This is a genomic window from Pedobacter metabolipauper, from assembly GCF_004362715.1.
GTDB lineage: Bacteria > Bacteroidota > Bacteroidia > Sphingobacteriales > Sphingobacteriaceae > Pedobacter > Pedobacter metabolipauper.
The window spans coordinates 62,815-75,248 of sequence record NZ_SNYC01000004.1 but is presented as its reverse complement, the minus strand read 5'-3'; the positions used below and the strand labels follow the sequence as shown (position 1 = coordinate 75,248).

The window sequence follows — 12,434 nt, the reverse complement described above, 5'->3', positions numbered from 1 at the left end:
TTATTTCTTTTGCAGGTTATCGATAATTGTTTTTAGAATGCTTCGCGTTGCGGGAGACCACCATTGTTTAAGCATAAGCTCCAAAGATTCACTTTGATCAGCCGTGGTTGCACGGATCAGGTCCTCCCGGATGTTCAGCTTGCTTTGCTCCCAGGTATTGCGTTCCATGCTCATATATTTTCTAATCTTCCGCTCAGCCGCTGTTAAAATGCTCGCCGGGTTAGCCAGCTCATCAACCAGCCCAATCTTCAAGGCTTCGTCAGGGGTAAACAGCTTTCCTTCCAGCAGGCTTCTGGATGCATTTCCTTTGCCAAGCCAAAAAGCATACAGGCTAAAAATACTGTTGGGTACAATAATTCCAACAGGAACCTCATTTAGCCCAATAATATAATTTCCCTCAGCCATCACCCGGTAATCACAAGCCAATGCAATGACGCATCCGCCAGCAGGGCTATGGCCATTTATAGCCGCAATAAGCGGTTTCTTAAACGCGGTAATGGTTGCTGTAAACTCCAGAAAAAGCTTCCAGAAAGAAGCAACCTCCTGTTCGTTATAATTGTATAGCTCAATCAGATCTAAGCCGGCAGAAAAGAAATGATCTTTACCGGTAATCATTGCGCCGGCAATATTCTGGTCTGATGAAATGTTCTTTAAAATATCATTTAGCTCGGTAATCATTTCGCGGTTCATGGCGTTAGACTTTCCCCTGTCTAGCGTAATGATGCTCAAATGATCTTTTATGGTTACTCGTATTGTATTCATCAATCTATTTTTATTTTACTTCATAGGTATGTACGGCATGTACAATATTACCAAAAAGATCCATACCCTCCACTACAATCCGGTATGTTCCGGTCTCGCTGGTATTGTAAAAATTGAATTCGGCTTTTCCGCTTTCATTGGTTACAATATGAGGGTTCCAATATACGGTAGACCTGAAATCGGACCTGTTATCGGGGGTCTCCACATCATATTTTGGAGAGTAGAAAGTCCTTAAAAGGCTAAATCCCTTTGGGTTATAAGTGATAATGCCGGGGGCAAAAAAAGAGGCCGCTGAGCGGGCTTCCCCTCGTTTTGTTGTAATGAGTAAGATACCGCCAGCTCCATTTGAGCCATAAATGGCCGTAGTTCCAACAGATTTCAAAACCTCAATGGTTTCTATATCATCCACAACAATATTATCCAGAAAATCAGAACCAACATTCATCCCATCAACCATGATCGTCATTGGTATTTGTCCGCCATTTCTCATCAGATAAGGTACACCTGCCCTCATGATCATTCCTGCAACTCTTCCCTGCAGACACTGAGAAAGGGTCATACAGTTTTTAATCTGGTCTGCGGTAATTACCTGATCGGCATTTCCGGCACCATTCCAGTTGGAAGAATTTTTGGCCGGGTTCTTTTTCTCAGTAATGTTTACTTCTTTCAATACAATGCTTCGTTCCAGAACACCGCGCCTGGTCAGTTCATCAAAATAATTCTGGCTTTGTTTTAAATACCCGGAAAGGGCTTCATTTACATTGATCTCAATGTCGCCGGTGTTTTTGTTCCTGGTAACAACCTGGTTTGGTACTGCATCTATTTTGATGTCTACACTTTTTCTGCCCTTTTCATTTCTTGCCTGAACAATAAACTTGGTGCTGTCAGTAAAACTCAGTTCGAATACAAAACGTCCCTTATCATCAGTTAAAGTGTCTGTAGCAAAAAAGCCACCGGAGGATGAAAATAAGGATACCTTACCTTTTGGAACAGGTTTGTTGCCATAGGTGGTAACAGTACCGCTAATCTGCATGGTTTTCTCTGCCTGAAACCGGGTAACAGGCGGAGTGTTGCTCAATACGTTTTTCCACAGTATCCTGCTCCATCCCTGGGTAAGCATCAGGTTGTCCAGGTTCCTCTGCGCCTTTTCATCTTTATTTAAAAAGTAATAGTTGGGTTTTTCTATATAGCCTGCAAGATCCGAAGTCAGCAATAAGGAGCTTAATATATTGCTTTCACTTTCTTCATTTGGCTTTACAGAAGCGGTATTGGTTACCGATACAGAGAAGCTACCCTGAACAGGCTTACTGCTGTTAGAGGCCTGAAGGGTGATGTCAACTTTTTCTTTTGGTGAGTAGCTTGTTTTTGAGGTAGAGATCGTAGTATTGATCTGGTCAGCTCCATTGTTCACAAATACAAGGCGCTCGCAAATAGGCAGATTGGCCGGAGAGAACAGGGTAAGCTGAATAATGCCAGATGGCAGATCTTTTTTTGGAATAGAGGCTACGGCCACTTGTTTCTGGCTGCTTGTTTTAACAGTAAAATAGACGTTGCTGCTATGCTGGGCAACAAGCCTAAGCTCACCCTGCCCTACAAATTTTTTACTGATCAGGATCTTAACGACTATATTCTCTTCATTGCTGCTGGTGGAGATGATGTAACCTTCCGGTACAACGGTTGGCAGGCTCATGGTACGTTGTGAACCATCTTTAAACGTTACTTTAGCAGAATACGTTTGTCCCGTTTCCGGAACCAGCATAAAATTGCCCATACCCAGGTGTTCTGTAGCAGATTCTGTTACCGCTAAACCATCCTTATTCAGGATAGACACCTTAATATCTTCGCCCAAACCGGCCGCGTTTACCGCCTTTATTCCGATTTTATTAGGCATTTCTAACAACATATTGCCACTTTCAGGAAAGAACTGAACATCAACGGCAGATGAAGCTGCATTAACAGGAAACTCCTTGGTTATTTTCTTTTTATCAGGAAGGGTTAAAGTGGCAATGATCTTTCCGGATTTATACAATGCCGGCTGGCTATTTAGAAAGCTGAGGTTTATTTTTCCCTGCGCATCGGTAACCGCTTTACCTTTGGCCATACTCTTGTAGTTGAGCTGTACATCATAAGAAACGTCGTTTTCCACATAAGGCTTACCATCTTTATCTTTAAAGTCGATGCTTACATTTACTTTATCGGCATTGTTCTCTTTGCTAAACTCGTATTTTGTACTGGTAAAAACCTGGTTGGCCCATGAGTTTCCAATTTGAATGGTTTTGTCGAAGAAGAATTCCGGACCAGCATTCCTCATCAGCTGGGTGTAGGCCCTTATGCGGTAATTGCCTTCCGTAAAAGTATCCGGAAGCTTAAAGTCACCCCAGCTAATACCATCCATCAGCGGCAATTTTAGCTGCTGCTTTACAGAGTCCTTTTCATTGATCAGCTCAACATAAAGGATTCCGCTGATTGAAGAAGGTTTTGAGGTTTGGGAGTTGATCACATAAGCCTTAAACCAAATGTCATCACCAACCGCGTAGTAAGGCTTGTCTAAATGAAGATGTACCTTTTCCTGGGGGTATTTCTCGGTATAATCCTGCATTTTCTTTATTAATACAGAAAATGGATCGTCATCGATCTTGTAAGCAAGGGCTGCGCAAGCCACAATGAATAAGAAGAAAAGGGATAAGTTACGTCTCATAAGCATTTGAGCATTAAATAATAATGCCTCAATATACGTATATTGAGGCATTATTAAAAACTTAGTTCTTCGACTTAGAATTTATTCTTCCACATCATGCTTTCTACAGGTTTGGTGGTTTTATTGTTGTATTTGGCATTCGTCTTTGCATTGTACATGGTCTGGATATCACCTTCAACCATAAAGTAGATGAGCTGTCCAATGGGCATACCTGCATAAATGCGTACAGGCTGTGCGCAAGAGATCTCCAGGGTCCAGGTGTTGCAAAACCCAACATCGCCCTTACCAGCAGTGGCATGAATGTCTATTCCAAGTCTTCCAGTGCTGGATTTTCCCTCTAAAAAAGGAATGTGTGCATGGGTTTCCGTGTACTCTAAGGTTACCCCAAGGTATAATGTTCCGGGATGCAGTACATACCCTTCTTTTGGGATTTCAAAATGTGTTATCGCATTGTGTTCTTTTGCGTCCAGGATCCTGTCTTTATAAGTAGCCAGGTATTTGCCCAAATGGACATCGTACGAGTTTGTACCCAGACACTCCCCATCAAATGGTTCAATTATAATTGTTCCTTTTTCTATTTCTTCCAGTATTCGCTTATCGGACAGTATCATTTTGTCAAGTATTTGGACGAAATTATGATTAATTTAAGATACTTTTGCATAGTTTTCTAAAATAGGGATGCCCATAGTTTTTAATAAAAATATTGACGATGATACCATACTTGCCGTATGGAAAATTGAAGAAACTGAAGAAGCGCTAATCTCAGGCCTTCAGTTGAAACAACATGAACTGGATTTTATTAATTCATTAAATAACGGCAAGCGGTTACTGCATTGGTTAAGTACACGGCTTTTGCTAAGGGTAATGCTCAACACATCTGAGTATATAGATTGCAGAATGGATGAGCATGGAAAACCATATCTGCCAAATTCAGGATATCACATTTCGTTAAGCCACTCTTATGATTATGCGTCAGTAATTATCGGCAAGTCAAGAAAGGTTGGTGTAGACATAGAACTGATCAAGCATAAAATTAAAAGCATCAAGCATAAATTCCTGTCAGATCTTGAACTGGCACAAAAACATATAGGCGATAATACCAATGGTCTTTACGTGTGCTGGTGCGCAAAAGAAGCGATCTTTAAATGGCATGGCCGAAAAGGATTAGAATTTAAAAAGCACATTCACATCAAACCTTTTAAACTGAAGGATGAAGGCAGTCTTCAGGCAGTTGTAGAGCTTCCGGAAGGAAACCAGGAACTTACCGTGCATTACTTTAAAACCGATGATGGCTACATGCTGGGGTATGTAGTGGCTTAATTTCTTTGCAGATGAATAAGAAAGTTAAATTTACAGACTGGGGTCTTACAGATTACCAGGAAGCCTGGTCAAAACAAGAAGTGATCTTTGATCAGACCGTATCTGTAAAAACACAAAACAGAACCAATAACACGAGTAACGAAACACCCAATTACCTGGTGTTTTGTGAACATCCCCATGTGTTTACCCTGGGCAAAAGCGGAAAGCCAGAAAATTTATTGCTGGATGACAGCGGACTGATTGAAAAAGATGCGGTCTATTATAAAATCAACCGCGGCGGAGATATCACCTATCATGGGCCAGGACAACTGGTAGGATATCCCATTCTGGATCTTGATAATTTCTTTACAGACATTCATCTCTATTTGAGAACCCTGGAAGAGGCCGTGATCTTAACCCTGGCAGATTATGGTATTGAGGCCGGCAGGTATCCGGGATATACCGGAGTATGGCTGGATGCAGATAATGAAAAAGCCCGTAAAATCTGTGCCATGGGTGTGCGTTGCAGCCGATGGGTAATTATGCATGGATTTGCCTTTAATGTAAATACAGACCTGGAATACTTTAAATATATTGTTCCATGTGGAATAGATGATAAAGATGTAACCTCTATGCAGCGTGAATTGGGATACACTGTAAATCTGGATGAAGTTAAAGATAAACTGAAAACACACATCGCCGCTTTATTTGCAATGGAATTATATTGATGATGGAACTGTACTAGCGATAACGCTGCAATACATCTGAGCGCGTGTTGATTTCGTAAACTATAGCATGAAGATATTCGTGGTATTTTTAGGTTTGTTTTTGGCAACGGCTTGTACCAAACACGGGGATACAGACCCCGTTATAGATACCAAAGTAAATATGGAGACTAAACAATTAACTTATCTCGCCCTGGGCGATTCTTATACAATCGGTGAATCTGTACCGCTGAAAAGTAATTTTCCAAACCAGCTGGTTCAGCAGCTTAGTGCAAAAGGCATTGCTGTAGAAGCCCCGCAAATCATTGCACGGACAGGCTGGACCACATCCGAGCTGCAAGGCGCAATAAAATCTGCTGCTGTACAAAAAAAGTATGACCTCGTTACCTTGCTCATTGGTGTAAATAATCAATATAGGGGAGAGTCAGCTGTAACCTACCGGAAAGAGTTTAAGGAGCTTCTTCAAACTGCAATTGGTTTTGCCGGAGATAAAACACATGTCTTTGTTGTTTCAATACCCGATTGGGGAGTAACCCCATTTGGAAAGAAAAGCGGGCGTAACCCCGAAACGGTTTCTAACGAGATCAATGCCTTTAATGCAATTAACCGGGAAGAGACTTTAATGGCAGGGGTAAGTTATACCGACATTACACCGGCATCACGCGCTGCGGCATCAGATCTTAGCCTGGTTGCTGATGATGGTTTGCATCCGTCCGGCAAGATGTATCTGGACTGGGCACTACAGGTAAGTCCGGCCGTACTTAAAATTCTAAAATAGAATTAACACTCTGGTAAGCTGATCGGTATATTGGTGGCAAGACCACCGTCTGATGTCTCTTTGTATTTTGAGTTCATATCCAATGCCGTTTCCCACATGGTATTTACTACGGCATCAAGGCTTACTTTGGCATTGTCCGGATTACTTTGCAGGGCAAGCTGACTTGCCGTAATTGCTTTAATTGCACCCATCGTATTCCGTTCAATACAAGGAATCTGAACAAGTCCGCCTATTGGGTCGCATGTTAACCCTAAATGATGTTCCATCGCAATTTCGGCAGCCATTAAAACTTGTCGCTGCGAGCCTCCCAAACACTCTGTAAGGGCGGCTGCTGCCATTGCTGACGATACGCCGATCTCTGCCTGGCAACCGCCCATTGCAGCAGAAATGGTTGCCCCTTTTTTAAAGATACTTCCTATTTCAGATGCACAAGTAATGAACTGGGTGATCTTTTCTTCGGTAAAACCGTCACAAAAAACGATGTAATAATGCAGCACTGCAGGGATCACACCAGCAGCACCGTTAGTTGGTGCAGTTACCACCCTGCCAAATGACGCATTTTCTTCATTTACAGCAAGGGCAAAGCAACTCACCCAATCTAAAATATAGTTAAATCCCATGCCGCCTTTGCGGATGGCTGCAATCCAGCTTTCATAATCATCATAGGTATGCTGTCCAATCAGCCTCTTATTTAATGCAGCAGCTCTTCTGCCCACATTTAGTCCTCCCGGTAAGAACCCGGAAGTATGACATCCCCTAAACGTACATTCTTTCATCACCTGAAAGTGCTGAAGAATCCCTTTTCTGGTTTGGGCTTCGGTACGCCAGGCCAGTTCATTTTCCATAACTACTTCAGAAACCTTGAGCCCGGTGGTTAGGCACCAGTGCAGAAGATCGCTGGCTTTTTCAACGGGAAACGGCAAGTCTACCTGTTCTTTTTCATTTCCGCTATCACCCTCCTTAACTACAAAACCCCCGCCTATGGAGTAATAGGTTTCAGAACGGGCTTTACCCGAATCTAAAAAAGCCTGAAAGGTTACCGCGTTGGGATGGAAAGGAAGACTTTCGAAGAATAGAAAAGCAAGGTCACCCTCATAGCTAAAAGAAATGAGTTTTTCCCCGCCCAGCAACAATAACTGGTCTGTTTTTATCGTATCTATAGTAGAGTCAATGGCGTTGACATCAAAGGTTACGGGGTCGGCACCATTTAAACCAAGAAGAATAGCGATATCTGTACCGTGCCCTTTTCCGGTTTTGGCCAATGAGCCGTAAAGCAGGATTTTGATCTGTACAGTACTGTCCAGTAAGTCCAGCTGTTTTAATGAGGCAACAAATTGCTGAGCAGCTCTCCATGGCCCAAGCGTGTGTGAGCTTGAGGGGCCAATGCCTATTTTAAAAATGTCAAATACCGAGATCTGTTCCCTATGCATGGCTACAAAGCTAAAAAAACCCGCTGATACAGCGGGTTTTTTTGTTGCATATTATTGAACAGATGAATTACATCATACCGCCCATACCGCCGCCGCCCATTGGAGGCATACCACCTGCAGGAGCATCATCAGGATCGTCAGCTAAAACGCATTCTGTTGTTAACAACATCGCTGCAATAGAAGCTGCATTTTCCAGGGCTACACGACCAACTTTAGTTGGGTCAATAACACCGGCCGCAATTAGGTTCTCGTATACATCAGTACGTGCATTGTAACCAAAGTCACCAGTACCTTCTTTAACTTTTTGTACAACGATAGAACCTTCAATGCCAGCATTCTGGCAAATTTGACGCAATGGCTCTTCGATCGCACGTTTTACAATTGCAATACCAGTAGTCTCATCTTCATTAGCACCTTTCATTCCGTCTAAAGCTTCAATAGCACGGATAAAAGCTACACCACCACCAGCAACAATACCTTCTTCAACAGCCGCACGGGTTGCATGTAAAGCATCATCAACACGGTCTTTTTTCTCTTTCATTTCAACTTCAGAAGCTGCACCAACATAAAGAACCGCAACACCGCCAGCTAATTTAGCCAAACGCTCTTGTAATTTCTCTTTGTCGTAATCAGATGTAGTCGTCTCAATCTGAGCTTTGATCTGGTTAATACGTGCTTTAATATCTTCAGACTGACCAGCACCATTGATTACCGTTGTGTTGTCTTTATCAACCACAACTTTTTCAGCAGTACCTAAATAAGTAAGGTCGGCATTTTCTAATTTATAACCTCTTTCTTCAGAAATTACAGTACCACCCGTTAAGATAGCGATGTCTTCTAACATTGCTTTTCTTCTGTCGCCAAAACCCGGAGCTTTAACAGCAACAACTTTCAGAGATCCACGGATCTTGTTCACTACTAAAGTAGCTAAAGCTTCGCCATCAAGATCTTCAGCGATGATCAATAATGGTTTACCTGTTTGTACTTGTTTTTCAAGAACAGGCAACAATTCTTTCATGTTGCTGATTTTTTTGTCATAGATCAAAATGTAAGGGTTTTCTAATTCCGCTTCCATTTTATCCGCATTGGTAACAAAGTAAGGAGATAAGTAACCACGGTCAAATTGCATACCTTCTACTGTTTTTACTTCAGTTTCAGTACCTTTTGCTTCTTCAACAGTAATTACACCGTCTTTACCAACTTTACCCATTGCTTCAGCGATCAAAGCACCAATAACTTCGTCATTGTTTGCAGAGATAGAGGCAACTTGTTTAATTTTATTATTGTCTTCACCAACAGTTTGAGACTGTGCTTTTAAGTTAGCAACGATTGCAGTAACTGCTTTATCGATACCACGTTTTAAATCCATTGGATTTGCACCCGCAGCAACGTTTTTAATACCGGCAGTAACAATTGCCTGCGCAAGAACAGTAGCAGTAGTAGTTCCGTCACCTGCAATATCAGCAGTTTTAGAAGCCACTTCTTTCACCATTTGTGCACCCATATTTTCAATTGGGTCTTTCAACTCAATTTCTTTAGCTACAGTAACACCATCTTTAGTGATTGATGGTGAACCGAATTTTTTATCTATGATCACATTACGTCCTTTAGGACCTAAAGTTACTTTTACCGCATTAGCCAAAATATCAACACCTCTTTTCAGGGCGTCACGGGCTTCTACATTATATTTTACTTGTTTTGCCATTGTTAAATATTGTTATTAATGAATTGTATAGGTTTTTTTCTGAGGTTACTCAGATTAAAGAACTGCATAAAGATCACTCTCACGCATAATAAGATACTCTTTACCTTCGTAAGTAATTTCTGTACCACCATATTTACCATATAAAACCTGATCACCAGTTTTAACAGATAAAGGGATTAACGTTCCTGATAAATCAGAGAACCTGCCAGGGCCTACTGCGACTATTGTTCCTTGTTGAGGTTTTTCTTTAGCCGTATCCGGAATGTAGATACCCGAAGCTGTTTTTTCTTCAGCTGGAGCAGCTTCAACAACTACTCTATCACCAATGGGTTTAATGTTTAAAGCCATAACTTATTATTTATTGTTTTTGTTTTTTAATTAATGTAAGTTTAATTACGTCGGTAAGGACTTATCAGTTTTTATGCCAATGCGCTATAGTTGACAAATTTACACGGCATTGTCAGCTAAAGGATTATGTCAAAGTAATTTTGTGTCAGAGTGGCAGAAACATAAAAAGCCCGGTACGTATTGCGTACCGGGCTTCGTAATTCTTTAAATATGTACGATTATTTCTTCGTCGTATCTGTTGTTGGTGCAGGAGAATTAGCAGGAGCAGGTGCATTAGCCGGAGCAGTACCATTTCCAATCGGAGAAGGAGTTGCTGTTTTGTCTAATAATTCCTGCATTTGTGAATCTCCGGCTGCAGATGAGCCACCAGATTTAGCTACAGTAGTAATGGTTAATGTGATCACTACAATAAGAGCCAATAGAACCCAGGTTCCTTTTTCTAAAACATCACCTGTGCGTTGAACGCCGAACATATTGCTGCCGGCACCGCCTGTTGCCAGACCGCCGCCTTTAGGATTTTGTACCAAAACAAATAATGCTAAGGCAATACAAATAATGATTAATAAAATGATTAAAAAAGTAAGCATAGTATGTTGGGTTGTTAAATTTTCTTTTCTATCGATTGAATAAGGTCGGCAAAGTAACGGCTTTTTTCTGGAAACTTCAAACTTAATTTTTCATAAGTATCTATCGCCTTGTCATAAAGCATTTGCTCGATATAAATTTTGGCAAGGGTTTCAGAAACGAGGTCGTTGTGGTCTTCAGCACTTTTTTTCGCTTTATTCTCGTTATTGATCTGCTCCGGATTTGGCGGGCTGATCTGCGGTTCATTCTTGATGAAGCTTTCAATGATCTCAATTCCCTTGTTTTTCGGTCCGTTTACTGAAGGTCTGTATTCAGCATCTTCATCACTAAAAGGACTCTGCAAATGAAAGATATGTTCTACATATTGCTGTTGCAGTTCATTTGGTCTGCCGCGCTTTGGAGATGCATAAGGCTGAAATATTTGCTGGTATTCTTTACGCGTTTTAGCTAACCACCATAAAAAAGTATAAGGCAGTTTATCGTCATCATATTTGCTGACTACATGTTCATCTGTTTCAGCGAAAGGTTCAGTCGGTTTGTCGTGTTCAATATTGTTAACGCGCTCCACGTTGTCAACGCGCTCCATGTTTTCTTTTTCTGAAGTATCTTCAGTTAAATATTCAGCAGTTTCGACATGTGCAACGGGTTCAGCATCTTCTGAGTTTTCAACTTCCTCAATGTGCTCAAAATTATTAAGGTTCTCAACGTATGCTGTATTTTCTGTGGTGCTTTCAACATGGTCATCGTGAGTTGTGGCTTGCCCGTTTAAGTTGCGGTCATCCTGTTCAAACTCTTCAGGCTCATGTTCTCTACGTTCTCCACGCTCTTCGGAAACCATTTCAACTTTGAAATTATCCTGAAAAGCAAAGAAATCGGTTGATACTATATTCTCTAAAACCAGGTTGTTTTCCAGCCTGACATCTGTGTTCCTGATTTTTTCCTGTGCCATGAAGCTGGTGGTATCAATTTCACCAATTTCATCAAAAGTCTCCTGTTCGTCAGTTGCAGGTTCTGGTTTGTATTCAGAAGTAACCATCTCAACAGCGGCTTCAACAGGAATTTCTTCGACAGAATTTTCATCAAAAGTTTCCTGCTCATCAGTTTCCTGTTCCGGTTTATATCCCGAAGTAACCGCTTCAACAACAGGCTCTTCAAAAGGATTCGTCTCAAAATGAATTTCTTCAAAATTACCCGCTTCAGGAGAAGTTTCATCTGAAGAGACTTCCTCAGAGGGCACCTCATCAATGATCACCTCATCAATGGCTTCAGGCTGGTCTGCCGGAGACTCAATGCCAGCCGGATTAATTACCGTAAAATTTGTTCTAATCAGCTGATCAGTATGGTGAAGCACGTTGTGCAATAGCTGGCCATTCGTATATAAAGCGGCTGATGCAATAGCTTTTGCTTCAGGATCAGTAGTTAAAGTGGCCTTCGCCAGCAACAGATGTATGGGTTGAAAGTATGGGTAGCGTTCAGCGAAACCTATAAGCATAGCTGCATCATCCGGGGTAACTTTTCCGGGCTCTGCAATCAATGCTTTAAGCTGTTGGTTTATATTTGTATCCTGCTCCACGGTGCTAAGTTAGTAATTGATCTCTATTTTAGCTTACCATTGTGCAAAAGCCCTGTTAAAAATATCTTCAGTAAGCTGGGCTGTTACATCTTTAATTAAGCCGGGTTCCTGTGCCTGCAGACTACCGGTGAGTTTAAAGACCTTATAGCGTTCAAAAGACTCCTCAAAACTTTGCTTAGGGTTTAGGTTATTGATATATTTTACATTTATTCTGATGGTAAGCCTGTTGGCACCAGCTGTAGGCTGATTGTTATCTTGTATGGCTTCAGGGGTAATCTCGTAACCGGTTATGTTTCCGGAAAAAACACCATGGGCTTCATTTGTGGTTAAACTTAGCCGGGTCTGGTTCCTGATCCTGGTCTTCAATGACTCCGTAAATTCAGAACTCAAAGAAGCCACAACAAGGGGAGCGTTGTTCTCAAAAGCAGTTACATTTACCGTCTTCATATCTGCAGGGATGGATGCGCCATTCAAGCCGATCTTACAGCCGCTAAAAACGAATAAGACCATCAGTATATATAGATTCTTCAT

At 41.5% G+C, this 12,434-nt stretch carries 12 protein-coding genes; 3 read left to right on the top strand and 9 right to left on the bottom strand.

Annotation, left to right across the window (positions count from 1 at the left end; translation table 11 throughout):
• The 3 genes from ATK78_RS06910 to dcd all read right to left on the bottom strand — a co-directional run bounded on the left by ATK78_RS06910 (nucleotide 1) and on the right by dcd (nucleotide 4,071).
• Nucleotides 1-762, bottom strand: a complete 762-nt coding sequence (locus tag ATK78_RS06910) for an enoyl-CoA hydratase/isomerase family protein (protein WP_133575369.1) — start codon at nucleotides 760-762, stop codon at nucleotides 1-3.
• Nucleotides 763-772: 10 nt separating this feature from the next.
• A complete protein-coding gene (locus ATK78_RS06905; RefSeq protein WP_133575368.1) occupies nucleotides 773-3,460 on the bottom strand; it encodes a carboxypeptidase-like regulatory domain-containing protein in 2,688 nt (895 codons plus the stop codon).
• A 74-nt stretch (nucleotides 3,461-3,534) separates the two neighbouring features.
• Complete coding sequence (dcd, locus tag ATK78_RS06900; RefSeq protein ID WP_133575367.1) at nucleotides 3,535-4,071, bottom strand: dCTP deaminase; 537 nt, start codon at nucleotides 4,069-4,071, stop codon at nucleotides 3,535-3,537.
• 67 nt (nucleotides 4,072-4,138) lie between these two features.
• On the opposite strand from dcd, the gene ATK78_RS06895 reads away from it, so the two are divergent.
• The 3 genes from ATK78_RS06895 to ATK78_RS06885 all read left to right on the top strand — a co-directional run bounded on the left by ATK78_RS06895 (nucleotide 4,139) and on the right by ATK78_RS06885 (nucleotide 6,262).
• Complete coding sequence (locus tag ATK78_RS06895) at nucleotides 4,139-4,780, top strand: 4'-phosphopantetheinyl transferase family protein (protein WP_133575366.1); 642 nt, start codon at nucleotides 4,139-4,141, stop codon at nucleotides 4,778-4,780.
• A gap of 11 nt (nucleotides 4,781-4,791) precedes the next feature.
• On the top strand, nucleotides 4,792-5,487 hold the full coding sequence (gene lipB / locus ATK78_RS06890; protein ID WP_133575365.1) for a lipoyl(octanoyl) transferase LipB: 696 nt from the start codon (nucleotides 4,792-4,794) through the stop codon (nucleotides 5,485-5,487).
• Between the two features lie 67 nt (nucleotides 5,488-5,554).
• The gene (locus tag ATK78_RS06885) at nucleotides 5,555-6,262 is read left to right on the top strand and encodes an SGNH/GDSL hydrolase family protein (RefSeq protein WP_133575364.1); all 708 of its coding nucleotides are present in this window, start codon (nucleotides 5,555-5,557) and stop codon (nucleotides 6,260-6,262) included.
• Nucleotides 6,263-6,264: 2 nt separating this feature from the next.
• On the opposite strand, the gene ATK78_RS06880 is transcribed toward ATK78_RS06885, so the two are convergent.
• The 6 genes from ATK78_RS06880 to ATK78_RS06855 all read right to left on the bottom strand — a co-directional run bounded on the left by ATK78_RS06880 (nucleotide 6,265) and on the right by ATK78_RS06855 (nucleotide 12,434).
• A complete protein-coding gene (locus ATK78_RS06880) occupies nucleotides 6,265-7,692 on the bottom strand; it encodes an L-serine ammonia-lyase (protein WP_133575363.1) in 1,428 nt (475 codons plus the stop codon).
• A 67-nt stretch (nucleotides 7,693-7,759) separates the two neighbouring features.
• On the bottom strand, nucleotides 7,760-9,397 hold the full coding sequence (gene groL / locus ATK78_RS06875) for a chaperonin GroEL (protein WP_133575362.1): 1,638 nt from the start codon (nucleotides 9,395-9,397) through the stop codon (nucleotides 7,760-7,762).
• A gap of 54 nt (nucleotides 9,398-9,451) precedes the next feature.
• The gene (groES, locus tag ATK78_RS06870; protein ID WP_133575361.1) at nucleotides 9,452-9,745 is read right to left on the bottom strand and encodes a co-chaperone GroES; all 294 of its coding nucleotides are present in this window, start codon (nucleotides 9,743-9,745) and stop codon (nucleotides 9,452-9,454) included.
• Nucleotides 9,746-9,963: 218 nt separating this feature from the next.
• Nucleotides 9,964-10,332 (bottom strand): preprotein translocase subunit SecG, encoded by a 369-nt coding sequence (gene secG / locus ATK78_RS06865; RefSeq protein WP_133575360.1) that lies wholly within the window; start codon nucleotides 10,330-10,332, stop codon nucleotides 9,964-9,966.
• A gap of 14 nt (nucleotides 10,333-10,346) precedes the next feature.
• Nucleotides 10,347-11,903, bottom strand: coding sequence for a hypothetical protein (locus ATK78_RS22875; RefSeq protein ID WP_208112322.1), 1,557 nt, complete (start codon nucleotides 11,901-11,903; stop codon nucleotides 10,347-10,349).
• Nucleotides 11,904-11,936: 33 nt separating this feature from the next.
• Nucleotides 11,937-12,434, bottom strand: coding sequence for an LptE family protein (locus ATK78_RS06855; protein ID WP_133575359.1), 498 nt, complete (start codon nucleotides 12,432-12,434; stop codon nucleotides 11,937-11,939).